The 25949-nt window shown below is 72.4% G+C and carries 20 protein-coding genes; 7 read left to right on the top strand and 13 right to left on the bottom strand.

Annotation, left to right across the window (positions count from 1 at the left end):
• Positions 1-151 precede the first annotated feature (151 nt).
• Complete coding sequence (locus tag FLP10_RS13155; RefSeq protein WP_149161280.1) at positions 152-2113, top strand: sigma-70 family RNA polymerase sigma factor; 1962 nt, start codon at positions 152-154, stop codon at positions 2111-2113.
• Positions 2114-2155: 42 nt separating this feature from the next.
• On the opposite strand, the gene FLP10_RS13150 is transcribed toward FLP10_RS13155, so the two are convergent.
• Positions 2156-3442 carry an MFS transporter gene (locus tag FLP10_RS13150; RefSeq protein ID WP_149161279.1) on the bottom strand — a complete coding sequence of 429 codons (1287 nt, stop codon included), beginning with the start codon at positions 3440-3442 and terminating at the stop codon, positions 2156-2158.
• 135 nt (positions 3443-3577) lie between these two features.
• On the opposite strand from FLP10_RS13150, the gene purU reads away from it, so the two are divergent.
• Entirely contained in the window at positions 3578-4450 is an 873-nt protein-coding gene (gene purU / locus FLP10_RS13145) for a formyltetrahydrofolate deformylase (protein ID WP_149161278.1), read from the top strand.
• 55 nt (positions 4451-4505) lie between these two features.
• Positions 4506-4868 carry a YrdB family protein gene (locus FLP10_RS13140; protein ID WP_149161277.1) on the top strand — a complete coding sequence of 121 codons (363 nt, stop codon included), beginning with the start codon at positions 4506-4508 and terminating at the stop codon, positions 4866-4868.
• 246 nt (positions 4869-5114) lie between these two features.
• On the opposite strand, the gene FLP10_RS13135 is transcribed toward FLP10_RS13140, so the two are convergent.
• Complete coding sequence (locus tag FLP10_RS13135; RefSeq protein ID WP_149161276.1) at positions 5115-6233, bottom strand: hypothetical protein; 1119 nt, start codon at positions 6231-6233, stop codon at positions 5115-5117.
• Positions 6234-6350: 117 nt separating this feature from the next.
• On the opposite strand from FLP10_RS13135, the gene FLP10_RS13130 reads away from it, so the two are divergent.
• Complete coding sequence (locus tag FLP10_RS13130; RefSeq protein ID WP_149161275.1) at positions 6351-6941, top strand: TetR/AcrR family transcriptional regulator; 591 nt, start codon at positions 6351-6353, stop codon at positions 6939-6941.
• Positions 6942-6983: 42 nt separating this feature from the next.
• Here the strand turns inward: FLP10_RS13130 and nagB are convergent, their stop codons facing one another.
• The 9 genes from nagB to FLP10_RS13085 form a co-directional block, all read right to left on the bottom strand.
• Positions 6984-7769, bottom strand: coding sequence for a glucosamine-6-phosphate deaminase (nagB, locus tag FLP10_RS13125; protein WP_149161274.1), 786 nt, complete (start codon positions 7767-7769; stop codon positions 6984-6986).
• Positions 7762-8691: an ROK family protein gene (locus FLP10_RS13120; protein WP_149161273.1), complete on the bottom strand. Its 930-nt coding sequence runs from the start codon at positions 8689-8691 to the stop codon at positions 7762-7764. Before FLP10_RS13120 ends, nagB begins: the two co-directional genes overlap by 8 nt.
• Positions 8688-10193 carry a glycoside hydrolase family 3 protein gene (locus tag FLP10_RS13115; RefSeq protein WP_149161272.1) on the bottom strand — a complete coding sequence of 502 codons (1506 nt, stop codon included), beginning with the start codon at positions 10191-10193 and terminating at the stop codon, positions 8688-8690. The genes FLP10_RS13120 and FLP10_RS13115 overlap by 4 nt, the downstream gene beginning before the upstream one ends.
• Positions 10190-11110, bottom strand: coding sequence for a carbohydrate ABC transporter permease (locus FLP10_RS13110; protein ID WP_246150023.1), 921 nt, complete (start codon positions 11108-11110; stop codon positions 10190-10192). The genes FLP10_RS13115 and FLP10_RS13110 overlap by 4 nt, the downstream gene beginning before the upstream one ends.
• The gene (locus FLP10_RS13105) at positions 11107-12099 is read right to left on the bottom strand and encodes a carbohydrate ABC transporter permease (protein WP_149161271.1); all 993 of its coding nucleotides are present in this window, start codon (positions 12097-12099) and stop codon (positions 11107-11109) included. Before FLP10_RS13105 ends, FLP10_RS13110 begins: the two co-directional genes overlap by 4 nt.
• Positions 12100-12252: 153 nt before the next feature.
• Positions 12253-13521 carry an extracellular solute-binding protein gene (locus FLP10_RS13100; protein ID WP_149161270.1) on the bottom strand — a complete coding sequence of 423 codons (1269 nt, stop codon included), beginning with the start codon at positions 13519-13521 and terminating at the stop codon, positions 12253-12255.
• Positions 13522-13588: 67 nt separating this feature from the next.
• Positions 13589-14755 carry an ROK family transcriptional regulator gene (locus tag FLP10_RS13095; protein ID WP_425457646.1) on the bottom strand — a complete coding sequence of 389 codons (1167 nt, stop codon included), beginning with the start codon at positions 14753-14755 and terminating at the stop codon, positions 13589-13591.
• Between the two features lie 251 nt (positions 14756-15006).
• Positions 15007-16887 (bottom strand): heavy metal translocating P-type ATPase, encoded by a 1881-nt coding sequence (locus FLP10_RS13090; protein ID WP_149161269.1) that lies wholly within the window; start codon positions 16885-16887, stop codon positions 15007-15009.
• A gap of 76 nt (positions 16888-16963) precedes the next feature.
• Positions 16964-18181: an NADP-dependent isocitrate dehydrogenase gene (locus FLP10_RS13085; protein ID WP_149161268.1), complete on the bottom strand. Its 1218-nt coding sequence runs from the start codon at positions 18179-18181 to the stop codon at positions 16964-16966.
• Positions 18182-18367: 186 nt separating this feature from the next.
• On the opposite strand from FLP10_RS13085, the gene FLP10_RS13080 reads away from it, so the two are divergent.
• Together FLP10_RS13080 and FLP10_RS13075 are read left to right on the top strand one after the other, a co-directional pair.
• Positions 18368-18826, top strand: a complete 459-nt coding sequence (locus FLP10_RS13080) for a GNAT family N-acetyltransferase (protein ID WP_149161267.1) — start codon at positions 18368-18370, stop codon at positions 18824-18826.
• A gap of 9 nt (positions 18827-18835) precedes the next feature.
• Positions 18836-19150 carry an MGMT family protein gene (locus FLP10_RS13075; RefSeq protein WP_149161266.1) on the top strand — a complete coding sequence of 105 codons (315 nt, stop codon included), beginning with the start codon at positions 18836-18838 and terminating at the stop codon, positions 19148-19150.
• 178 nt (positions 19151-19328) lie between these two features.
• On the opposite strand, the gene FLP10_RS13070 is transcribed toward FLP10_RS13075, so the two are convergent.
• Both FLP10_RS13070 and FLP10_RS13065 read right to left on the bottom strand, forming a co-directional pair.
• Entirely contained in the window at positions 19329-21104 is a 1776-nt protein-coding gene (locus FLP10_RS13070; RefSeq protein ID WP_149161265.1) for a sensor histidine kinase, read from the bottom strand.
• Positions 21104-21739, bottom strand: a complete 636-nt coding sequence (locus tag FLP10_RS13065; RefSeq protein WP_246150022.1) for a response regulator transcription factor — start codon at positions 21737-21739, stop codon at positions 21104-21106. The genes FLP10_RS13070 and FLP10_RS13065 overlap by 1 nt, the downstream gene beginning before the upstream one ends.
• A gap of 299 nt (positions 21740-22038) precedes the next feature.
• Between FLP10_RS13065 and FLP10_RS13060 the strand changes: the two genes are divergently transcribed.
• Positions 22039-25824 (top strand): DUF3376 domain-containing protein, encoded by a 3786-nt coding sequence (locus FLP10_RS13060; RefSeq protein ID WP_149161263.1) that lies wholly within the window; start codon positions 22039-22041, stop codon positions 25822-25824.
• Positions 25825-25949: the final 125 nt, after the last annotated feature.

The following is a 25949-nucleotide window of genomic DNA, read 5'->3' as shown; positions in this document are numbered from 1 at the left end:
TCCCTCCACCTGAAGAGATGCAGCCCGTCCCGGGCTATGACGCGGATTCGCCGGAAATCTGCTGGAATGGGCCGAACCCCTGGTCTCGCGTCATGAAACCCACCCCTGCGCGTCTCTCCAGAGGAGCCGACGACCCGAACGGAGGTGCGACATGGCCCGACCTGCCACCGCCGGCGACGCCGACCTCGTGATGCGCACCCGGTCGGGCGACGCCGACGCCTACGCCGAGCTCTGGCAACGCCACGCCGCCGCAGGCCGCACCGTCGCGCGCTCGTTCAGTTCGCTCGACCCCGACGACCTCGTCGCCGAGTCGTTCACCCGCATCTACGACGCGATCCGCAAGGGCGGCGGGCCGACCGGCGCGTTCCGGCCGTACCTGTTCACCACCATCCGCAACACCGCGGCGAGCTGGGGCCGCGCGCGGCACGAGACCACCCTCGACACGCTCGAGTCGTTCGAGGATCCGTCGACCACCGAGGCCGCCTCCCTCGAGGCCCTCGACGCCGGGCTCACGGCCCGGGCGTTCCGATCGCTGCCGACGCGCTGGCAGGAGGTGCTCTGGTACAGCGAAGTCGAGGGCATGACGCCCGCGCAGATCGCTCCCCTCGTCGGCATGAGCGCCAACTCCACGGCGGCGCTGGCCTACCGCGCCCGCGAGGGACTGCGCCAGGCGTGGATCACCGCCCACCTGCGCAGCGCCGACGCCCCCGACTGCCGCTGGACGATCGACCGGCTCGGCAGCTACACACGCGGCAAGCTCGGCACGCGCGACACTGCGAAGCTCGAGGCGCACCTCGACGACTGCGCGAAGTGCACGATCGTCGCCGCCGAGGCCCGCGAGGTCGGTTCGCGGCTCGCGCTCGTGCTGTTGCCACTGGTCGCCGGCATCTCGGGCGCGACCGCGTACACCGCGTGGCTGCAGGGCGGCGAGGCCGCGGTCGCCGCGACCGCCGGCGGGGCAGGCGCAGGAGGCGCGGCCGGTGCCGGTGCGGGCGGTGCCGGTGCGGGCGGTGCCGGCGTGTCCGGCGCCGGCGCGGGCGGTGCCGGCGCGGGGTCGACCGTCGGAGCTGCAGCGGGCGGGGCCGGCGCGGCCGGCGCAACCGCGGCCGGCGCGGGCATCGCGTCGGGCGTCGCGGGCGGCATCGGCGGCCTGATCGCGATCGGCGGCACGGGCGCCCTGCTCGTCGCGGCCGCCGCGGTGGCCGCGACCGTGATCCTTCCCGCGGTGCTGCCCACCACCGACGCGCCGGTCGGCCCGGCCGCGCAGGCGGCCGCGCCCGATCCGACGGATGCCTCGGATGCCGCCCCCTCCGTTCCGCCGTCGCCGAGCGCGCCGCCGGTTTCGACTCCATCACCCGACCCGAGTCCCGAGACCCAGCCCGATAACGACACGAACGCCGATGCCGAATCCGAGCCCCGAGTCGATGTCGATGCGGTGACCGGCCCCGAGACGCCGCCGGTGGGTCCGACGCCGGTCGACCCGGCGCCGACGCCCAGCCCCTCGCCCAGCCCGTCGCCGTCGCCCAGCCCGTCGCCGTCGCCCAGCCCGTCGCCGTCGCCCACCCCGTCGCCGTCGCCCAGCCCGGAACCCGAACCGGAGCCCGAACCCGTCGACTCCGAGGCGCTCGCCCCCGAGATCGCGTCGATCGACACCGCGGGCGGCCTGGTCGACCCGATCGTGACAGGCGTCGCCGAACCCGGGGCATCCGTCGTCGTGACCACCGCGGGGCGCACCTGGACCGTGACCGCCGACCAGGCGGGCGCATGGTCGGTGCTCGTCGACGGCCTGCCGGCGGGGCGCACCGAGCTCACCGCGACGCAGACCGACGTCGCCGGCAACACGTCGCCCACGGCGGCCCCCCAGGAGGTCGTGCTCTCGACGCCGGCCGCGGCGCTGCGGTTCTTCCGCATCGATCTGACCGGCGCACCCGGCGCCAGCGTCGCGCTCGACATCGACGGCCAGGTGTCGCTGCACGCGCTCGACGCAGCAGGCTCCGCGCGCGAGAGCAACGACTTCCTGCGCTGGTGGTTCGCGACGAACGTCGAGGTTCGCTACGTCGTCGGAGACCGCACCGGCCCCACCGCGGCCGCGGTCTGGTTCGACTTCTTCTGAGACGCGGTCGGCCGCTGCGTCGCGGTCGGCCGCGACCCGTGTTCAGCGGGACGAGCCACCGAGGCGCCGACCGATCACGAGCACCATCGCCGCCGCGACGAGCAGCACCACGTACACCCACGGCAGCGCGCCGACGCCGACCCGGTCGAACACGACCGCCCCGATGAGCGCGCCGCCGCCGATGCCCGCGTTGAACCCGGTCGTGTAAAGCGCACTCGCCGCGTCGCGATGCGATGCCGGCGCCGCGCGCAGCAGCCGCACCTGCAGCAGGGCGGGCAGGGCGCCGAACGCGAGCCCCCATGCCGCGAGCGCTGCGATGCCGGCCGCCTGCGTCGGCACCAGCGCGATCGCCGCGAGCGCGACCGCGATGACCGCCATCGACACGAGCAGCGCCGCGGTCGCGCGGCGCGCGAGCGGCGACCCCGAGATCACCAGCCCGACCGCGCCTGCCGCGCCGTATACGAAGAGCAGCGGGCCGACCGCCGACGCGCCGACGCCGATGAGGTCGGTCAGAATCGGCGCGATGTACGTGAACACCGCGTACTGGCCGAGCATCGTGAGCGCGGTGACCGCGCACACCACGAGCACCGCGCCGAGCGCCGGATCGTTCCGGCGGAACCGCGCGGCGGTCGGGTGCGGGGCCGTGGCCGCCGTGGCATCCGTGCTCGTCGAGGGCGCCGTTGAGGCATCCGCTCGATCGCCTCGCTGCGAGACATCCGCAGCCGCTGCGCCCGACCCGGCCCGCTTCGGAAGCGCCACGCGCACCGCGAGCGCCCCCGCGAGCGTGAGCCCGCCCACGACCGCGAACGCGACCCGCCAGCCGAACGCCTGGCCGAGCACCGTCGCGCCCGGCACGCCGAGCACGATCGCGAGGGTGCCGCCGCCGATCACGATCGCGACCGCGCGCGCGATGAGCCGGTCGGGCACCAGCCGCGACGCCTCGGCCGCGACGATCGACCAGAACACGCCGTGCGCGAGCCCGCCGGCGAATCGCACCGCGACGAGCAGCCAGTACGTCGGCGCCAGCGCTGTCGCGATGGTCGACACGGCGAGCACCGTGAGCACGATGACGAGCAGCAGTCGGCGCGGCACGCGCGCGGTGAGCGCGACGAGCGGAGCACTCGTCAGCACCACGGTGAGGGCGAACACCGACACGGTGAGGCCGATCGCCGACTCGCCGACGCCGAGGCCGGCGGCCATCTCGGGCAGCAGCCCGGTGGGCAGCAGCTCGAGCGTGATCGAGAGGAAGACGGCGGCGGCGAGGGTCAGCAGCGCCGGCCAGGGCATGGTGGTGCGCTGCCCGGCGCGCGCGGATTCGGTGACGGACATCAGGATGTCTCTCCGACGGCGTTCCCCGCCCGGGAGCATTCACCACGGCGGGTCGACTACGCGCTCGTGTGCGCGCCCAGGGCCGGCGTCGCCCGCCGACCAACGCCCAGTCTACGCGGGCGATACGATCATCCGATGACCACGGACGCCTCCCCCGAACGCCTGCACCACTGGGTCGTCACCCTGAGCTGCACCGACGGTCCCGGCATCGTGCACGCCGTCAGCGGTGCGATCGTCGCCGCGCGGGGCAACATCACCGAGAGCCAGCAGTTCGCGAGCGGCGACACGGGCAGATTCTTCATGCGCGTGCAGGTCGAGTCGCCCGCCGGGCGCGCCGAGTTCGAGGCTGCGCTGGCGCCTGCGGTCGAGCGATGGAACATGGACCTCCACCTCGACGAGGTCGGCCGCCCCCTTCGCACGCTTGTGCTCTGCTCGACGGCCGGGCACTGCGTGAACGACCTGCTGTTCCGCCAGCGCGCGGGCCAGCTGCAGATCGAGGTGCCGCTCGTGCTGTCGAACCACGGCACGCTGCGCGACCTCGTCGACTTCTACGGAGTGCCCTTCGAGTCGGCGCCGGTCACCTCGGCCGACGAGAAGGCCGCGTTCGAGCGGCGCGTGCTGCAGGCGGTCGACGAGCACGACATCGAGCTCGTGGTGCTCGCCCGCTACATGCAGATCCTGTCGCCCGAGCTGTGCGAGGCGCTCGCCGGGCGGTGCATCAACATCCACCACTCGTTCCTGCCCGGCTTCAAGGGCGCGAACCCCTACCGGCAGGCGCACGCACGCGGCGTGAAGCTGATCGGCGCGACTGCCCATTTCGTCACGAGCGACCTCGATGAGGGCCCCATCATCGAGCAGAACGTGGTGCGCGTCGACCACTCGCGCTCGGTCGGCGAACTCGTCGCCATCGGACAGGACGAAGAGAGCCGCACCCTGAGCCAGGCCGTGAAGTGGTTCGCCGAGCGGCGCGTGCTGCTCGACGGAGCGCGCACGATCATCTTCCGGTGAGCCCTGCGGCTTCGCTGAGGCTTCGCTGGGTACGGCTCGGTTAGGCTTGACGGTCGTGAACGACGCCGCACCCGACCCTGCCCCGAAGATCGGCCCGAACGCGATCCTGCGATTCCTGCTCGAGCTGTTCGCGTTCGTGAGCCTCGCGGTGTGGGGGTTCGTCGACTTCGAACTGCCGTGGCCCGGTGTGCTCGTCGGCATCGGCGCCCCGCTCGCCGCGATCGTGCTGTGGGGTCTGTTCCTGTCGCCGAGAGCCGTCTTCACGATCGACACCTTCGGCAAGGCGCTCATCGAGATCGCGATCTTCTCGGCCGTCGCGATCGCGTGGTGGCTGATGGGCCAGCCGATCGTCGCGATCGTGTTCGCGGTCGTCGCCGCCGTGAGCGGCATCATCAACGGCCGGAAGGAACTCGCGTAGTCTCGGGCTGCCCGTGCGCGTGCCATGCCGTGCCCGAGCCCGAGCCCGTGCCCGAGCCCGTGCCCGCTGCCGCAGGTGCCGCTCGCGCCGCCCGGCGCCTCCGCGACAGCCCGGCCGGCGAAAACAGGATGAGACGGCCCATCACCGCTCCACAGCGGGGATGGACCGGCTCATCCTGTTCTCGTCCGTGCGACCGCCCGCGCGCCGTCGGCACAGGGTGCACAGGGCAGGGCGGATGCCTCGCGGCTATGCCGTGACGAGGGCCCGGTCTGCCGGCTCGGGGTCGTCCTCGTGGGCGGCGAGCTCGTCGGGCTCGGCACCGCCCGCGGTGCGGAAGTGGCCGATCATCGAGAGCAGCACGCCGCCGATCGCCCAGGCGCCGAGCACCAGCCACGGGAACGTCGTGTCAGCCTGCGGGAAGTAGCTCACCTCGCGCACGAGCGTCGCCGACGCCCCGGGCGGGAACCACTGCCCGACCTCGCCCCACGGCGCCGGCAGGAACTCCTTCGGCATCGCGGCCCCCGAGATCGGGTTGGCGAACAGCAGCATGACGACGGGACCGACGGCGATGCCGGCGCGGCCGATGAGCGCGACGAATCCGGTGATCGGCGCGGCGATGGCGGCGAGGGCCAGCGTGATGGCGGATGCCTCGAGCCAGAACTCGCCGGGCAGCGCGCCGAACCAGCCATCGAGGATGCCGGTGAGCGCGATGCCGCCGACCACGGAGTAGACGGCGACGGCGAGCACCCGTCGCATCGCCCCGATGACGCCGAGCGAGATGGCGATGCCGCCGAGCATGCCGCCCAGCACGAGCGGGAAGAGCGCGGCGGTGAGTCCGGCGCCGCGCGGGTCGCTGTCGGCGAGCGGCACGACGTCGGTGACGACGACGTCGATGTGCGGAGGCGCAACGGGGGACCCGGCGGCCGCAGCGGCGGCCTGGGCCTGCGCATTCACGCCCTCCTCGAGGTTCGCCGCGATGCCGCTGAGCAACTGGCTCACCACGAGGCTCGAGGCCGAAGACGTGAGCACCTCGGGCTCGGCGCCGAGCACGATCGCCCCGTACACCTCGCGGGTCTCGATGGCGTGCGCGGCGGCGTCGCGGTCGTCGACCTCGCGGAACGCGATCGCGCCTGGCTGCGCCTCGTCGACCGCGGCGGTCGCCGCGTCGACGGCCTGGGCCGGGCCGCTGATCGCGATGGGCAGGTCGCGCGGCTCGGCACTGGTGCTCGGCCAGGCGAAGGCGAGCACGAGCACCGAGACGACCGCGGCGAGTGCGAGGCCGATGCCGACGACGCGACCGAGAGGGGTGTGCGGGGCGCCGCCGTGCACGGAGGCACCCGCCGGGACACTGGTGGGACTGGTCATCCTGGACTCCTTTTAAAAAACGAATGCTCGTTCTTTATACGCTGGGGCGAGTACGCTTGTCAACGCCACGGCGCGCCCGACCGCGGCAGCCGAACCGAGGCATCCCGAGGAGGCCCGATGCCCAAGGTGACCGACGCCTACCGCAGCGCGCGACGCGACGAGATCATCGACGCCGCCGTGCACTGCTTCGCCGAGCGCGGCTACAGCCGCACCTCCATGGCCGACGTCATCGCCGCGTCCGGGTTGTCGGCCGGAGCCATCTACGGGCACTTCGCCGGCAAGCAGGAACTGTTCGTGGCCACCGCCGCGCGGGTGCTCGAAGCGCGCATGCTCGAACTCGACGAACGCCGCGGCGGCGGCGAGCCGCTCTCACCCGCCGACGTGCTCATCACGATGGTCACGGGCATGGGCCACGAGCCGTTCCTCGCCATGATCCCGCAGCTCTGGGGCGAAGCCGTGATCGACCCCGAGATCCGCATGATCGTCGGCCGAGTACTCGCGCGCGTCAGGTCGACGGTCGCCGACCAGCTCGCGGCATGGGGGGTCGAGCACCCCGATCGCATCGACGGCGACCCCGAGACGTGGGGCGCTCACCTCGCACAGGTGGCACTCGGCCTCGCCACCGGGTACATCCTGCAGCGCGCGCTCATCGACGGATTCGATGAGGAAGCGTACTTCGCGGGGGTGCGAGAGCTGCTGCCCCACTGAGCCCGCGGCTCACCGCCGGCGAGCAGAGCGGAGCGGATGCGGTTAGATGCCCTGCCAGGCGGGCTTGTTCGCCCACGCGTGCCGGTAATAGGCGAGGTTCTCGAACTTCGACGCGGCGGCCTCGTCGACGAGCACCGTCACGTGCGGGTGCAGCTGGATCGCCGACCCGGGCTGCGCCGCCGACACGGCGCCCTCCACCGCCGCGGCGATCGCGTCGGCCTTCGCCTCGCCGAAGGCGAGCAGTACGAGGTGCCGGGCGCGCAGGATGGTGCCGATGCCCTGCGTGATGCAGTGCATGGGCACGTCGTCGGGCGAATCGAAGAACCGGGCGTTGTCGAGCCGGGTCGCTTCGGTCAGGGTCTTCACGCGGGTGAGCGACGCGAGAGACGAGCCGGGTTCGTTGAACCCGATGTGACCGGTACGGCCGATGCCGAGGATCTGCAGGTCGACGCCGCCCGCCGCGACGATCGCGGCCTCGTAGTCGGCCCCGGCGTGCTCGATGCCGGCGGGGTCGCCGTTCGGCACCCGCACGAGTTCGGGGGTGAGCCCCAGCGGCTCGACGACCTCGCGGCGGATGACCGCGCGGTAGCTCTCGGGGTGCCCGGCGGGCAGGCCTACGTACTCGTCGAGGGCGAACCCGCGCACGCCGCGCACGTCGACCGACTCGTCGCGGATGCGCTGCGCGAGCGCACGGTAGATCGGCAGCGGTGTGGACCCGGTCGCGAGCCCCAGCACGGCGTCGGGCTTGCGGTGGATGAGGTCGACGATGGCGTCGGCGACCAGGTCGCCGGCCTCCGCTTCGCCCGGGACGATGACGATCTCAGCCAACGACGTACTCCTTCGGTTCGCCGACGAGCGCGGCGCCGACGGCGGCCGCCGGGAAGCCGGCAGGGATGACCTGGATTCGATGCTCGAGTGCGAGCGAGGCGAGGAACGGCGAGCGCTCCGACCACCTGACGAGGATACCCCGCACCCCGTCGAGCAATTCGGCGCCGAGCGCCGACAGCCCGCCGCCGATCACGATGTCGTCGACATCGGCGGTGAGAGCGAGCAGCCGAACCGCGGCGGCCGCGCCGGTGAGGAACCGCTCGCGCACCTCCTGCGCGCGCGGGTCTCCGGCGGCGGCGCGGTCGAACAGGTCGCGGGCGGGCAGCGGATGCTCCGTCCGCCACATACGCGCGATGGCCGACCCCGAAGCGGTCATCTCGAGGCACCCGCGCTGGCCGCAGCCGCACACCTCGCCGGCCGGGTCGACGGGGATGTGGCCGATCTCGCCGGCCACGCCGTGGCCGCCGCGCAGCAGCACGCCGTCGAGCACGATGCCGGCCGCGAGCCCGGTGCCGAGGTTCAGGTACGCCATCGAGTGCGCGCGGATGCCGTCGGCGACGCCGAGCAGGTGGTGGGCGCCGAGGGCGGCGGCCTTCACGTCGTTCTCGACGCGCACGTCCACCCCCAGCCGGTCGCTGAGGCGCGGCCCGAGGTCGAGGCCCTCGAGCCCGAGGTTCACGGCGTGCGCAACCCGGCCCGTGGCGCTGTCGACGGCGCCCGGGATCCCGATGCCGATCGACGAGAACGCCGAGGCGTGCACGCCGGCGAGTTCGCTCATGCGGTCGACGGTGCGCAGCGCGGTGGCCACGACCTCGTCGGCGCCGAATCCGGTCGGCATGCGCACGAGGTCGGTGAGTTCGCCGTCAGCGCCGATCGCGACAGCGGCGGTCTTCGTGCCGCCGATGTCGATGCCGAGCCTCACTGCGACACCGCCTCGGCGGTGTCGGGCGCACCGGATGCGGCGAGCGCGTCGGCGACGAGCGCGATGATCGCCTCGCCGACGAGCCGCGAGCCGCCGAACGTCGCGATGTCGGCCTGGGCGCGGTCGTCGGCGGGCCAGCCCGCGTCGATGGTCACGACGTCGTCGCGCACGGCGCGCAGCGCCGCGATCCCGTCGACGGCGAACGGGTGGCGGTGCAGAGCCTTGCCGATCACGACGACGGGCCCGGCGAGCCCGGCCGGGTCGTCGAGCGGGTGCTCGCGATCGAGGGCGACGACGGATGCCTCGCCGAGCCATGTACCGGGGGCGGCCACCTCGGCGGCGAACGGACCCCACGGCACGACGCCCACGGCGATGTTCGCGACGGTATCGACGCGCACGACCGTGCCGACGCGCTGCGCGCCGACCAGCCGGTCGAGCGCTCCGGGCGCGATATCGAACGCGTCGATCACGCGGGCGGGTGTCACCGCGGCGGTCGACGGTACAGACGAGACATCCGAAGCATCCGAAGCATCCGCGAGCGAGCGCACCCGCGCCGCCGCCTCGGCGACTCGCTCGGCCGCGAGCCGACCCGAGGCGACCGCCCGCTCGACCGCCTCGACGATCTCGTCGACGGTGCGCTCGGCGACCCCCGAGCCGATGCAGAGCAGGTCGCAGCCCGCGGCGAGGGCGCGCACGGCAGCCTCGGGGATGCCGTGCACGCCGCTCGCCCCGTGCATGTCGAGGGCATCGGTGACGATGACCCCCTCGTACCCGAGCTCCCCGCGGAGCAGGCGATGCAATACATGCGGGGAGAGGGTGGCCGGATCCTGCGCATCGAGTTGCGGAAGCAGGATGTGGCTCGTCATGATCGAGCGCACGCCCGCGCCGATCGCCGCACGGAACGGCACGAGCTCGCGGTCGCGCAATGTCTCGACGGGCAGGTCGATGACCGGCAGGGCGAGGTGCGAATCGGTCGCCGTGTCGCCGTGCCCCGGGAAGTGCTTCGCGCACGCGTCGACGCCGGTCGACTGGGCACCCCGCACCCACGCGGCCGTGTGCCGCGCGGCGAGCTCGGGGTCGGCGCCGAAACTGCGCACGCCGATCACCGGGTTCGCGGTGTTCGAGTTGACGTCGGCGTCGGGGGCGAATGTCATCGAGACGCCGACCGCGCGCAGCGCCTCGCCGACCTCACGGCCGACGGCCTCGGTGAGCTCGACATCGTCGAGGCGGCCCAGCACCGCGTTGCCCGGCCAGGGTGCACCGCGACCGTAGTGCAGGCGGGTGACGTCGCCGCCCTCCTCGTCGATCGCGATCACCGCGGCGGGGTTGGCCGCTCGCAGGGCGTCGGTGAGAGCGCGCACCTGCGCCGGATCGACCACGTTGGAGCCGAACAGGCACACCCCGCCCATGCCCTCGGCGAGGCGGTCGAGCACCCACGCGGGCGCGTTCGGGCCGTCGAAGCCGGGCAAGAGGGTCGCAAGCACATCGCGACGAAGACTCATCCCTTGACCGCTCCGCTCACCAGGCCGCTCGTCATACGGCCCTGGACGATGAGGAAGAACACGATCACGGGAATCGCCATGAGCACTGAGCCGGCCATGATGCCCGCCCAGTTCGTCGTGCCGTTCGCCACCAGGAACGTGCGCTGCCAGACCGGCAGGGTCATCATCTCGGGGCGGGCGTTCAGCACGAGGGCCATGATGAACTCGTTCCACGCCTGAATGAATCCGAACACACCGGTGGCCACGAGCCCCGGGGCGAGCAGCGGGAACGTGACCCGCCAGAATGCGCCCGCCCGCGAGCAGCCGTCGATCATCGCCGCCTCTTCGAGGTCGGCCGGCACGCCGTTGACGAAGCCGCGCAGGGTCCAGATGGTGAACGGCAGCACCGTGGCGATGTACACGATCGTGAGGCCGATGATGGTGTTCAGCAGGTGCCAGCCGTCGATGACGCGGAAGACCGAGACGATCATCGCCTCGCCGGGGATCATCTGGATCACGAGAATGGTGAGGATGAACAGGCGCCGGCTCTTGAATCGGAACCGGGTGACCGCCACAGCCGCGAGGAACGCGAACGTCAGCGCGATGATGACGGTCAGCAGGGTCACGACCAGCGAGTTCGCCGCCGCGGGCAGGAACGGCGTGCGCCCCGGATCGAACAGCACCGTCTCATAGTTGCGCAGCGTGAAGTTGTCGGGCCAGAAGTGCAGGTCGGAGCTGCGAATCGCGTTGTTCGGCTGGAACGACGTGTTCACCATCCAGTAGACGGGGAACACGAACAGCGCGAACAGCACGACCGACAGCGCGCTCAACAGCCACGTCGTGAGGCGGCGTCGACCGCCGCCGGTACGGCGGGCCGCAGCCTTCGAACCCGGGGCGGCGGTGGCACGGATGCCCGGGGCGACAGTGGGGGCGCTCACAGCTCCTCCTCCTTCAGCACCTGACGGATGTAGTAGATCGAGATGGACATGAGCAGGATCGCCGTGATGACCGCGATCGCACCGCCGTGGCCGAAATCGCCGCCGGCGATCGACTTCTGGTAGATGTACACGCCGAGCGTGTTGGTCTGCGCGCGCACGCCGCCGATGTCCTGCAGCACGAAGATCTGCGTGAACACGCGGAGGTCCCAGATCACCTGCAGGATCGTGACGATCAGGAAGATCGGCTTCAGGTACGGGAAGATGATCAGCCGGAATCGCGCGAAGCCGCCCGCGCCGTCGAGCTGCGCCGCTTCGAGCACCTCGTCGGGCACCTGCGTGAGGCCCGCGTACAGGGTGAAGGCCGCGAACGGGATCGCGCCCCACACGATGATGAGGCCCGCCACGAAGAAGAAGCTCAGCGGGTTCAGCAGCCACTGGTGCTGGTTGAACTCCTCCATGCCGAGGAAGTTCACGAAGATGTAGTTGATGACGCCGTACGCGGTGTCGAACATCCAACCCCACACGACGGTCGCCGTGAGGGCGGGCATGGCCCACGCCAGCAGCATGCCGACGGTCAGCAGCAGCCGGAAGGCCTTCGGCAGCCGGGTCAGCATGAGCGCGATGAGGGTGCTCGCCACCATGGTGACGATCACGCAGCCCGCGGCGAACAGCACCGATCGGGCGAGCACGCCGTAGAACACCGGGTCGGTGAACACGTCGATGTAGTTGTCGAACCAGACCCACGAGGGCGGGGCGCCGAAGACCTGGGCGCGGCCGAACTCCTGGAACGAGGTGATGATGAGCTGGATGAGCGGCCAGCCGACGATCGCGGCGAGCACCACGATGGCGGGTCCGAGCAGTGCATAGGGCGTGAACCCGCCGCGGAGGCGAATGCGCCGGCGCTTCGGGTTCGGAGCCGGGGCCGTGAGTCGTTCGCCCTCGACGGCGCTCGGGGCGGCCGCGTCGAGGCCGGGATCGACCGTCGTCATGGTGGTACTCCTGGGTATCGGGGGGATCCGGGGGCGGGGCGAGGGCCCCGCCCCCGGTCCGGACGCTCGCCGTGTGTGGGCGACGTGCGTCCGGGTAGGGGTGCGGCGACGCGGACGGGGATGACCGCGTCGCCGCGCAGTCGGGTGAACCGACTAGCTGTTGAGGATGTCCTCGATCTGAGCGTCGGCCTCCTCGGCCAGCGCCTTCACGTCGCCGCCCTGGGCGATGTTCACGAAGAGGTCCTCGAGGATGCGAGCAGCCTCGACGTCGGCCCAGCGCGGCGAAGCCGGCGTGAGCTTGGCGTTGCCGGCGGCCGCCGCGATCGCCTGGGCGACCTCGTCGGTGCCGAGCTTGTCGGCGAGCGACAGCTTGGCCGGAACCAGGCCGTTCTCGGCGTAGATCGTCTGGAAGCCGTCCGAGAGGATGATCTTCAGCGCGTCCAGCGCGAGGTCGGGGTGAGCCGACTTCGCCGAGATGCCGATGTTCGAGCCACCGGCGAAGACCTGCGCCGCGCCGCCGTCCTTGCCCGGCAGGGCGTAGACGCCGAGGTTGGCCTCCTGGTCGGGGCAGCCGGGGGCCTCAGCGTCGACCGGGGCGAGGATCGACCACTTGACCCAGCTCGGAGCCGACAGCTGCAGCGTGGTGCCGTCGCAGAAGCCGACCTCGGGGCTGGTCTCGTTCGCGTCCTTCGGCGCGGCGGAGGCGGTGTTCATGGCCTGCTGCACCTGCTCGAGACCCTTGATCGACTCGGGCGAGCTGAGCTGCGCGTCCCACTGGTCGCCGTCGGGAACCGCGACCTCGCCGCCGTTCTCCCAGATGAAGGGCAGGGCGTTGCGCCAGTCCTGGCCGGGCCACCAGATGCCCGACTTGCCGGGGTTGGCGGCAGCCAGCGCGGCACCGGTCGCGACGTACTCGTCGAGCGTGGTCGGCACGGTGGCGCCGATCGCGTCGAACGCGTCCTTCTTGAAGAATACGAGACGCGAGCCCGAGTACAGCGGCGCCGCGTAGAACTTCTCGTCGTACGTGCCGGCCTCGACGAAGCCGGGGAGCAGGTCGTCACCGCCGAGCTCGTCGAAGTGGTCGGTCAGGTCGAGGAACGCGCCGGCCGACGTGAACGCCGAAGCCTGGGTGTTGCCGACCTCGACCACGTCGGGGCTGTCGGAGCCGGAGAGGCTGGTGGTCAGGCGGTCGACCAGGCCGTCCCACGACTGCTCCTCGATGACGAGGGTCGAGCCGGGGTTCTGCTCTTCGAAGGTGTCGACCAGGTACTCGCGGGCCGCGTCGGGCGTGTCGGTGCCGACGAGCCAGACGCGGATCTCGGCGCCCTCCTCGCTCGAGGCGTCGGTGCCTCCGGTGGTGGCACAACCGGCGAGGGTGAGCGCAGCGGCGGCGCCGAGCGCCACGATGCCGAGTTTCCTCATTGCGTTGCTTCCTTTCGTGGGTGGTGTGACAGCAGGGGGGCTGTCGCCCTTGGTGCCTCGGCCCCGTCTACGAGACGCCGAGTTGTCCGGACAGGACCATGACGACCGCGCCGCGCAAGACGATGTCCTGCCCATGCGTGGTCATCCGGACCCGGAGGTCGCGGTGCTGTTCCGCCATCGTCCGGTTCCGGATCGTGTCGACGGTCGACTCCAAGAGGGGGCCGTCGAGCAGTTCGGCCGGGCCGCTGAGCACGACCTCGGACAGGTTGAGCGCACCTACGACGGGCGCGAGGATGATGCCGAGCCGGCGCCCCGCCTCGCGGAGCACCTCGTCGCGGGCGACCGCGGCATCACCGCCGGACTCGGCGGCGTCGAGCTGCGCGGCCAGCCGCGGCACGGCGAGCCAGGCCTCGAGGCATCCGTGCTTGCCGCACGCGCACCGCGGGCCGCCGTCGGTGCCGACCACGACATGGCCGATCTCGCCCGCGGCGAATCCCGGGCCGATGACCGGTCGACCGCCGATGATGAGGCCGGCGCCGACGCCGTGACCGACCTTCACGAGCAGCAGATCGCCGGCACCGGATGCCCCGTGCTCGGCGAGCACGGCGACGTTCGCGTCGTTCGCGACGTGCACCGGCACCGCGAGTTCGGCGGCGAGCCGACTCTGCAGCGGCAGGTCGGTCCAGCCCAGGTTGGGCGCCGAGCGCACCACGCCGGCGGGGTCGACGACACCGGGGCTGCCGATGCCGACGCCGAGCAGCGGCGCGGTCGCGAGCGCCGTGAGGCGGGCGGCGAGCTCGCTCACCCGGTCGGCGGCCGCGCCACCGGATGCTCCGGCGAGCGCGACCTCGGCGCGGGCGACGATGCGCCCGTCGAGATCGACGACCGCGCCGCGCAGCAGGTCGTGGTCGGACAGGTCGATGCCGACGATCTGGAAGCCGGCGCGGTCGACGTCGAGCAGGGTCGCGGGCTTGCCGGGGCGCGCGTCCTCGCGGGTGCCGAGCTCGACGACGAGGCTCTCGGCGATGAGTTCGGCGACGAGGTCGGAGACGGTGACCCGGGTGAGCCCGGTCTCGCGCGCGACGTCGGCGCGGCTGAGGGGGCCCGACGTGTAGAGCGTCTGCAGCACGAGCGAGCGGTTGTGGCTGCGCGCGTGCTCGGGCAGCACTTTCGCGGTGGGGCGCAGCGCCCGGCCGACGGCGCCCGAGGGCGCGGTGAGCAGCTCGGGAGCGATGCCGGCGGGTGCCGGAACCGTCGTCGCGGTGGGTTCGGCGGGAGCCGATCCGCGGGGTGCATCCGTTGCAGTCACGTTTGTTAGTAAACCTTACGAACAAACCACGCGCAAGACTGCGTCACGGAAATCCGCTTCCGTTACCGACTCGTGATCCGGGCGAGATCGGGACGCTCGGTCACCAGCCGCGAGCCGCGGGGGCCCGCGATCGGGCCCGCGATCACGACGTGCCCACGATCACGACGTGCCCGCGATCACGACGTGCCCGCGGCCACGCGCGCGCCGGGGACCGCCGACGCCTGCCGCGCGTCGAGTCGCCCACCGATCGCCCGCAGCGCCGCGAGGATCGTGATCAGGTCGACCACCTCCTGCAGCAGAGCACCCACCGTCGCCGGAATCACGCCGAAGGCGGCAACCACCATGAGACCCACGCTCACCGCGATGCCGACCCAGATGCTCTGCAACGCGATCCGCACCGTGTCGCGCCCCACCTCGACCGCCTTCGCGACCCGCGACACGTCGTCGACGAGGATCACCACATCGGCCGACTCGCTCGCCGCGGTCGCCCCCTTCGCCCCCATCGCGATACCCACATCGGCGGCCGCGAGCACCGGGGCGTCGTTCACGCCGTCACCCACCATGATCACGGGCCGCTCGGCGATCGCGGCCACCTCGTGCACCTTGTCGACCGGCAGGCAGTCGGCGCGCACCCGCGCGATGCCGATCTCTGCGGCGATGTGGTCGGCGGTCGCCTGGGCATCGCCGGTCAACATCATCGTGTCGCGCACGCCGAGGGCGGCGAGGCGCTCCAGCATCGGCCGGGCCTCGGCGCGCACCCGGTCGCTCGCGAGCAGCGCGCCCGCATACCGACCGTCGACCGCCACGTACACCGCGAGCTCCCCCGGCGCGATCGCCGTGCGGGCCGCGCCGGGCGCGTGCGCCGCCACGAACGCGAACTTCCCGACCACCACCTCGCGGCCGCCGAGGTCGGCGACCACGCCGTTCGTCGCCTGCTCGGTCGCCGACGTCGCCTCCTGCAGCCGGATGCCTCTGGCCTTCGCCGCGACGATCATCGACGCCGCCAGCACGTGCGACGAGTACTGCTCGGCGCTCGCGACGAGCCCGAGCAGCTCGTCGGCGTCGAACCCGGGCCGGGGTCGCACCTCGGTGAGTTCGGGCGCACCGTGCGTGAGGGTGCCGGTCTTGTCGAACACCGCCGTCTTCGCCTTCGCGAGCTGCTCGAGCACCCCGCCCGACTTCACGATGAAGCCGTTGCGCGCCGAGCGGCTCATGCCGCCGATGAACGCGACGGGCGCCGCGATGAGCAGCGGGCAGGGCGTGGCGAGCACCAGCACCTCGGCGAAGCGCACCGGATCCCCCGACGCCCACCACGCGAGCGCGCCGAGCGCGAGCGAGAACGCGGTGAACGGCACCGCGTACCGGTCGGCCAGCCGCACGACCGGCGCCCTCGACTCGGCGGCCTGCGCGACGAGCGCCACGATCTGCTGGTACTGCGAGTCCTTCGCCGTCGCCTCCGCGCGGACCTCGACGGCGGCCTGCCCGTTCACCGAACCGCTCAGCAGGAGGTCGCCGGCGTGCTTGTCGACGGGCACGCTCTCGCCGGTGATCTGGGACTCGTCGACCGCGGTGTCCCCCGACACGAGCGTCGCATCGACGGGCACGATCTCGCCCGGCCGCACGAGCAGCACGTCGCCCGGACGCACGTCGTCGACGTGCACGTCCACGATGCCCTCAGCCTCGACCCGGTGCGCCCGCTGCGGACTGCGCTCGAGCAGTGCGTCGAGCTCGCGCTTGGCGCGCCGGTTCGCGTAGTCCTCGAGCGCCTCGCCGCCGGTGAGCATGAGCACCACCAGGAGCGCGGCAACGTACTCTCCGACGAGCACCGTCGAGACGATCGCGGTGATCGCCAGCACGTCGAGGCCCCAGTGCCCGCGCAGCAGCCGACGGAGCATCCCGACTCCCTGCCACACCCCGATGGCGAGCGCGTACGCGCTGAACAACCACTGCACCGCCGCGCCGGCGCCGACCAGCGCGAGCACCACGCCCGCCAGCCCGACCGCGAGCGTCAGCGTGACCGCCCAGTACCGACGTGCCAGCCGCAGCAGACGTGCCATACCGCCATCATGCCCGATGCGCGACGAAGGGCCGGATGCCCGTGGCATCCGGCCCTTCGACGATCAGCGACCGCGACTACGCGGCGAGGCGCGCCTGCAGGTTCGCGGCGATCGAGTTCAGGAACTCCTCGGTCGTCTGGTAGCCCTGCTCGGGCCCGACGAGCAGCGCGAGGTCCTTCGTCATCGCACCGCCTTCGACGGTCTCGATGACGACCTGCTCGAGGGTGTTCGCGAAGTCGATGAGCTCCTGGTTGCCGTCGAGCTTGCCACGGTGCGCGAGGCCGCGCGTCCAGGCGTAGATCGAGGCGATCGGGTTCGTCGAGGTGGGCTTGCCCTGCTGGTGCTGGCGGTAGTGACGCGTGACCGTGCCGTGCGCCGCCTCGGCCTCGACGACCTTGCCGTCGGGCGTGGCGAGCACGCTCGTCATGAGGCCGAGCGAGCCGAAGCCCTGCGCGACGGTGTCGGACTGCACGTCGCCGTCGTAGTTCTTGCACGCCCAGACGTAGCCGCCCTCCCACTTCAGCGAGGCGGCGACCATGTCGTCGATGAGGCGGTGCTCGTAGGTGAGGCCGGCCTCGTCGAACTTCGCCTTGAACTCGGTGTCGAACACCTCCTGGAAGAGGTCCTTGAAGCGGCCGTCGTAGGCCTTCAGGATCGTGTTCTTCGTCGACAGGTACACCGGGTAGTTGCGGGCCAGGCCGTAGTTCAGCGAAGCGCGCGCGAAGTCCTTGATCGACTCGTCGAGGTTGTACATGCCCATCGCCACGCCCGAGCCGGGCGCCTGGAACACCTCGAACTGCTGGGGCTCAGAGCCATCCTTCGGGGTGAAGGTCATCGTGAGCGTGCCCTCGCCCTCGAAGCGGAAGTCGGTGGCGCGGTACTGGTCGCCGAATGCGTGGCGGCCGACGATGATCGGCTTGTTCCAGCCGGGGACGAGCCGCGGGATGTTCGAGATGATGATCGGCTCGCGGAAGATCACACCGCCGAGGATGTTGCGGATCGTGCCGTTCGGCGAACGCCACATCTTCTTCAGGCCGAACTCCTCGACGCGCGCCTCGTCGGGCGTGATCGTCGCGCACTTGACGCCGACGCCGTGCTTCTTGATCGCGTTGGCCGCGTCGACCGTGATCTGGTCGTCGGTCTCGTCGCGCTTCTGGATCGAGAGGTCGTAGTACTCGAGGTTCACGTCGAGGTACGGGTGGATGAGCTGGTCTTTGATGGCCTGCCAGATGATGCGGGTCATCTCGTCGCCGTCGAGCTCGACGACGGTGCCTTCAACCTTGATCTTGGACAAAGGGATGTCTCCTTGAGTGCGGGCGGGAAGTTGGCCCGTTCGTTGCGGGGCGCGGGAACCGGCGGTGGGCGTGAACACGCCGCGGGCCAGTTTACCGCCTCCCTGAGATATCTCGACATCGAGACATCGGCAGCCCGCTGTGACATCCCGCTACCTGTCCGGCCGAGCCTCGGTTAGGCTCGCAACATGGCTGAGCTGCGACTCGAGGAACTGAACGCATCGAACATCGTCGCGGCGAACACGCTGTCGCTGAAGCCGGGCCAGGAGCAGTTCATCGCCCCGGTCACGTACTCCGCCGAGGCGTCGGTGGTGAACCCCGCGACCGCATGGCAGCGCGTCGCCCTCGCCGGCGACCGAGTGGTCGGGTTCATCCACGGCAACTTCGACCCCGAGAACGCGCACGACTTCTTCCGTGCCTGCATCTGGCGCATCAACGTCGACGCCGACGTGCAGGGCAAGGGCGTGGGGCGGTTCCTCGCCGAGGCGCTCGCCAACGAGGCGGTGCGTCGCGGGTTCGATCGCATCACCGTGCTGTGGGAGCCCGGTGAGCTCGGCCCCGAGAAGTTCTTCCACAAGATCGGCTTCGTCGACGTCGGCGAGACCGCGTACGGCGACGTCATCGGCGCGCTGCAACTGCAGGTCTGACGAGGCCGGATGCCTCAGCCTCCGGTCGGCTTCGTCGAGGCGGTGCTCGCCGTCGTCGCCGACATTCCGCCCGGCAGGGTCGCGACCTACGGCGACGTCGCCGCACTGCTCGGTTCGCGCGGGGCGCGCGCGGTCGGGCAGGTGATGGCACGCTCCGGGTCGGAGGTCGCATGGTGGCGCGTCGTCCGCGCCGGGGGCCGCCCGCCGACCGGGCACGCCGACGCCGCGCTCGCGCACTATGAGGCCGAGGGCACCCCGATACATCCGACCGACGACGCCGACGGGTACCGCATCGACCTCGCCGCCGCCCGCTGGCGGCCGTAGGCGCACCTCCTCCCCCGGTCCCGCTGCCGCACCCTTCCCTGTCCAACCTCATCCTCGTCATCCTCGCCAAGGGAACACATTCGAGGATGGGGAGGACGTTCCGGCGGGAACGTGTTCCCCATCCTCGAATGTGTTCCCGAGGGAGGAAGCTGGGGCACACCGCAACGTGGAAGGGGGCTCAGGGCAGCGGGATCCGCACCGTGAGCGTCGTGCCGGCCCCGGGCGGGCTGTCGAGCTCGAGGCGACCGCCGACCGCGTCGACCCGGTCGCCGATGCCGACCACGCCCGTGCCGGCCCCGAGCGACGCGCCGCCGCGACCGTTGTCGCGCACGGTCAGCACGAGCTCGCCGTCGACCACGTGCGCACGGACCCACGCCCGGGTCGCCTGCGCATGCTTGGCGACGTTCGCGAGCGCCTCGGCGATCGCGAAGTAGGCGGTCGTCTCGATGATCTCGGGCAGACGCCCCTCGGCCTGCACGTCGACCTCGACGGGGATGGGCACGCGGCCCGCGAGTTCGGGCACAGCGAGCACCAGCCCGCCCGACGACAGCAGGCTCGGGTGGATGCCGTGGGCGAGTTCGCGCAGCTCCCGCAGCCCCTGGTTCAGAATCTCGATCGCCTGCTCGAGCTCGTGCGCGAGCTCGTCGTCGCCGAGTTCGGTCGCCCGGTTCGCCGCAATCCGCATTCGCATGCCGAGCAGCACGAGCTGCTGCTGCGCGCCGTCGTGCAGGTCGCGCTCGATGCGCCGCCGCGCCTCGATGCCGGCCTCGACGATGCGCTGACGGGACTGGCGCACCTGCTCGAGCGTGCGCTCGACCTCGGAGCGCAGCCGGCCGTTGTCCACCGAGAGCCGCAGTGCGCTCGAGACGCCCTCGAGCAGACGCATGTTCTCAGTGAGCACCCGGTCGTGGCGGATAAGGGCGATCGGCACGCCCTGCGGCGAGGCCACCGGCAGCAGGCTGTGGGTGCCGCGCGGATCGGAGTCCTCGGGGTGGATCGGCACGCCCTGCGCGTCCTCGTACCGTCCGCGCTCCTCGTCCCACCAGAAGACCCGCACCGAGTCGTCGCGCAGGGTTCGCGCGAGCGATTCGGCCCAGATTCCGCGATCGGCGCCTTCGCGCGTGATGCGCATCAGATCGGCGACGCGCGAGCGCATGTTGCCGGCGTGCGCGACGCCGGCGACGTAGCTCACGGGAACCGACGCGATGGCCAGCAGCGACACCGTCTGCAGCACCGTCTCGCTCGTGGTCGACATCGCGTACACGATCGCCTGCGCCGCGAGCGTCGTGACCCACGCGAGCAGTGCCACCGGCATCAGGAACGCCACCGCGCGGGCCGGCACGCTCCCCCGCATCCAGCGCACCAGCAGCCGCACTGCGATCGTGAACGCGAGCGCGACGCCGATGAACCGGTAGGCGTAGTCGCCGATCGTGAACAGCAGCGGCGCGTCGGCGACACGGTACGGGTTCGGCGCGCAGTCGCAGGGCGCATCGCCGGGGCCGGCGAGCAGCAGCACGGCGAGCAGGTTCACGACCGACGCCGTCAGCGCGATGCCGGCGACCCAGCGTCCGAACCGATCGTCGAGCCAACCGCGCGGGTAGACGAGCACGAGAATGCCGGCCACCACCGCCCAGCCGAGGTCGACGCCGCGCACGAACGGCCACAGCCAGCCGAGGTCCTCGATCACGCGGTAGAAGGACTGCGGGATCCACAGCACCACGAACAGGATCATGAGCCGCGACGGCAGCCGGGTCGGCCCGATCCGCCAGGCGACGCCCGCGCACGCGGCGAACACGAGCGGCACCGCGGCGTGCAGCGTGGTGTACGACACCTCGCCGCGCTCGTCGACCGGGGTGGCGAGGAATCCTGACACCTCCATCGCGAGGCTGAGCGCGATCACCGCCGCGATGACCGCGCTGCGGCGGGCGATCCGGCCGTTCCGGCCGGGCGACATCAGCGTTCGCCGAGGAGCGTGAGCACGGCGAGCACGCGGCGGTGGTGCTCGGGCGACTCCTCGAGGTCGAGCTTCTGCAGGATGCTTCGCACGTGGGTCTCGACCGTCTTCAGCCCGAGGAACAGGGTCTGGGCGATGCCGCCGTTCGAGTAGCCCTGCGCCATCAGCTCGAGCACCGACCGCTCGCGTTCGGTGAGCCGGGCGAGCGGGTCGTCGGCGCGGGTGCGCTGCACGAGCTGTTCGACGACCTCGGGGTCGACGACGGAGCCGCCCGAGACCACGGTCTCGACGGCGCGCACGAGGGTCTGCGGCTCGGAGACGCGCTCCTTCAGCAGGTAGCCGGTGCCGCTGCCGGCACCCATCACGCGCACCGCGTACTCGGGCGTGGCGTACATCGACAGCAGCAGCACACCGACGTTCGACCGCTCGGCGCGCAGCGTCTCGAGCGCGACGATGCCCTCGTCGCGGTACGTCGGAGGCATGCGGATGTCGAGCACCGCGGCGTCGACCCCGCCGCCGTGCACGACGTCGACGAGCTCGGCGCCGGTGCCGACCGACGCCACCACCTCGATGCCGCCCGACTCGAGCACCTTCTGGATGCCCTCGCGCAGGAGCAGCGCGTCGTCGGCGATCACGACTCGGAGTGGTGCTGTGTCGGTCTCCGGCATCTGATCTCACTCCCGATCGTCGCGCGCACGCGCATCACGGGCCAAACCCGTTGAAACGTGAGGATACCTGCCTTCGGTGCGGCCGGACAGTGCACAGGGCATCCCGTGTTCAGGGGACACGGCCCGCGACAGGACCGGATGCTCCGCGGCATCCCGCCCGGAATCGGTGCGTGCACCGATGCGCGCGCCGCCCGCGCGTGCCACACTCGGAGCCATCCGCCGCCCGTTCGGCGGCCCCCGCATGCGCCACCTGCCGAGAGGACCCCATGGTCGCAGCCGCCACCCCGCGCCGCGAGCGACGCCGTGTGCGGGTCGTGTTCCTGCCGCCCGGCCGATCGATCGCGCAGGAGTGCGCCGCGATCCGCGTGCGCACCGGGCACGAACCGCTGCCGAGCGCGACGCGCACGCTGCGGATCGCGCTCGCCATGCGCGGCGGAGTGAGTCTCGCGGTCTGGATCGGCGGGGTCGCCGCCGAGGTCGACCTGCTCCGGCGCATCCGCCTCGTCGACGTCGGCGACGAGACCTGGGCGATCGTGCCCTGCTCGCGGGGCGCCGAGCCGTCGCCCGCGGTGGAGCGACGGGTCGCGGAGTACGCCGCCCTGCTCGATCTCGCGGGCTACGACCGCGTCGAGGTCGACCTGCTCGCGGGCGCGAGCGCAGGCGGGCTCAACGCGGTCGTGTACGCGGTCGCGCAGCGGGCCGGGATGTCGCTCGACGGCCTGCTGCGCACGTGGAGCACCGTCGGCGGGTTCTGGGGCCTGCTCAACGAACCCGGCGAGCGCGGCATCCTCGCGATCATGCGCGGCGAAGGGTACTTCCGCCGGCGGGTGCGCACCGCACTCGGCGACCTGTACCTCGCGCGCGGCGGTCACGACGACCTGGTCGCCGAGCACGTCAGCGTCGAGCTGTCGACGACGGTGATCGACGCGCAGGACGAGTATGAAGAGGATGCTTCGGACGGCCGCGGGCACTTCCACTTCGTGGGCAGCGATCGGCACCACCTCGATAACCTCATCCCCCGCCGCGAGGCGCCGCACTACCCGGGCAAGCTCGCCGACGACCTCGAGCAGCTCTGGCATCTCGCGCTCGCGGCCCGCTCGACGTCGTCGCTCGCGGGCGGCTTCGAGCCGGCGCACATCCCCTCGACCGAGTGGCCGGGCCTCGGCGATGCCGATGAGCCCGGCGACCCGGCTGCGGCCGATCCGCAGCCGCCCGAGCCCGAGACCGTCGCCGAGCGCGCCGACCTGCGGTTCGCGTTCGCCGTGCACCGGGCCCGCCGCGGCGAGCCGTACCGGGTGATCGACGGCGCGGTGTTCGACAACGTGCCGATCGACCGTGCACTACGGGCGGCGAAGCTGCTGCCGTCGGGCCGGCTGGCCGACCGTACCCTGCTGTTCCTCGACCCCGAGCCCGACCCGCCGCTGGGCGGGCCCGCGCCGTGGGATCCGGCCGCGTCGCGCTACTTCCGGGCGATCGGGGCGATGCTGAGTCGCAGCTTCCGGCGCGAGTCGGTCGCGCGCGAGGCGGCCGAGCTCGGGCGCTTCAACGGGCAGCGGCTCGTCGACGACGGGCGGCGGCTGAGCGGTGCGGCGCTGGCCTCTGGCGCTGCGACGACCCCTGAGGCGGCGCGCGAGCGTCGTCGCGCCTACGTGCGCTCGCTGGGCAGCCAGGTCGCCGAGCAACTCGGCGACGCGCTCGCCCAGCCCTCGATCTGGCAGTTGCACAGTTCGGGACGTCGGCGCCGCGCCTATCCTCCGGTCGACCGGCAGTCGCTCGGCGTACTGCAGCGCCGGGCGACGGCTCACTGGGCCGAGTTGGCCGCCGACGACGTGCTGCGCGACGCGACGCTCGCCGGCCCGGTCGCGCTCGGCGACGCTGCGAACTGCGTGCTCGCGTGGGCGCGCGCGCTCGAGACGGTGCCGGATGCCCCGGGCTCGCGCCGTGGCCTGGTGCTCGCGTCGGCGCGGCGAACCGGGTACGCCGCGCTGGCCGACGCGACCGGCAGCCGCGACGCCCTCGTCGAACAGGTGCTGCTCGACCGGCTGCGGCGGCTCGGGCCGCGCGACGCCCCGACCGACGACGACGCCGACCGGTGGCTCAGCGGATGGACGGCGTCGGAACGAGACATCCGCACCGCCTCCCACTGGCGCGCACTCGACGCCGCGATCGACGAGCTCGCCCGCCGCAGCGCCGACGTCGAGCGCGAGGCATCCGACCGGGGCGAAACCCCTCCCGAGCCGTGGGCGTCGTCGCCGTGGCGCGCGGTGCATGCGGTCGCCGGCCGACTGCCGGCCGTCGACCTCGCACCGCTCATGAACGCCGGCGGGGTGCCGCCGTCGCTCTCGCAGGTGACGTACTGGGCGATCGGCGTCGACGAGGAGCCGGCGAACCCGCGCGCGTACACCGCGCTGCTCGACGACAAGTTCCACACCCGGCTGCAGACGCTGCTGCGCACGCCGCGCCTGGAGCCTGCGCGGATCGCCGCCGACCTGTCGACCCCCGAGGCCGTGCCCCTCGACCGTCAGACGAAGCTCGCCGGGTACGGCGTCGGCAACTTCCTCGGGTTCCTCGCCGCCGAGTGGCGCGTGAACGACTGGTGGTGGGGCCGGCTCGACGGCGCGGCCGGGCTGGTGAGGTATCTCGGCCGAGAGCTGCCGGCCGACGAGGTCGCCGACCGGGTGCGCGAGGTGCAGAGCGCCGTGCTCGAGCAGGCCGACGAGCCGCGCTACGGCGAGCAGTCGCCCTTCGACGGCGCGGTCGGCGGCGATGCGGAGCGTTCGGATGCCACGGCCACCCCCGGGCTCGCCGGCGACGCCGGCGACGCGGATGCGTCCCCAGCCGAGACCTCGGAGGGCGCCGGGGACGATCGCGAACCTCGGACATCCGCGCGAGCCGCAGCCCCGTCGAAGCCCGACCCGGCGTCTGCGCCCCTCTCGGGAGCCGTCGCGCCCGACGAGCCCGACGACGCCGACCGGCTGCGCGCGCGCATGCGCGCCGGCACCGACACGCTCTGGAACCTCGCCCCCTCGTACCGGTTCGCCCTCGCCTCGCGGGCGCTGCGCCTGCTCGATCGGGCGGCACGGCCCGCGAACCGCGTCGTACTCGTCATCGTGCAGGTCGTGCTGGCGGTGCTGCGGCCGGTGCTCGTGGTGCTCCCGACCGCCGCGGACCCGCCCCGGCTGGCGGCCGTCGCCGGCATCGTCGCAGCCGCGGCCTGGCTGCTCACCTGGACGACGTTCGCGCCCTCGGCACTCGCGATCGGCGTGGCCTGGTCGGCGCTCGGCATCGTCGTGGCGGCGCTCGCGGTCGGCGTGGCGCGCGGATTCCTGCGCTGGTCGGCCGTGGCTCGCGCGCTACCCGACGGCGATCTGCGCCGCCAGGTCTCCGACGCGCGCCGACACGCGATCGCGCCCACCGTGCGCTACGGGCTGGTCGCGCTCGCGAGCCTCGCACCGCTCTGGATCGCCGTGGCCCGCATGAACCTCGTGATGGCGGCGCTCTGCCTCGGCGTGAGCCTCGCGCTCGTGGCGCTCTCGGTGCGTTCGTCGACGGCCGCGCGGCGCACGACGGTGCGCAGTCGGCGGGTACGCATCTCGGGCCTGCTCGCGGTGTTCGCGGTGCTCGGCGGGGTGCTGCCCGTGCTGCAGCTCGCCGCGGCCCAGCGCCCGGCCGGCGTGCCCGACTGGGTCGAGCGGGCGCTGCAACCACCGCTCGAATGGGACCTGCCGATCCTCACGGTGTGCGCGATCCTCGCCGCCTTCACGCTCTCGGTCGGCTGGTTGCCCGTGCGCTTCGACCGTGCGGCACGGCAGCGCTCGAACGGCATCGATTGGATGTCGCTGCCGCTCGTGGCGAGCGCGTACGCGCTGGGCGCGGGCCTGCTCGTCGAGCTCGCTCTCGCCGGACTCGAGCCGCTGCCGCGCACGTCGTTCGCGGTGGTCGCGTTCATCCTCGTCTGGGGAAACCTGGTGTGGTGGCTGCCCGAGGCCCGTCGCCGCGAGCTTCCCCGCGGCGACGGGCTCGTGCGCGCGCCGCTGCGCTCGCGCCGCTGACGCGTCCCCGATGTTGTCCGGTGCCCCCGGCCCCCCGGTCCCCGGCCCCCCGCCCCCCCCCCCGCCCCGGTCCCCCGGCCCCGGCTCGTGCCGGTGCGCCACTTCGGCGGCCTCTGCGCCAGCCG

Source organism: Agromyces intestinalis (genome assembly GCF_008365295.1).
GTDB lineage: Bacteria > Actinomycetota > Actinomycetes > Actinomycetales > Microbacteriaceae > Agromyces > Agromyces intestinalis.
The sequence above is the reverse complement of the archived record's forward strand: the minus strand, read 5'-3'. Positions and strand labels throughout refer to the sequence as shown.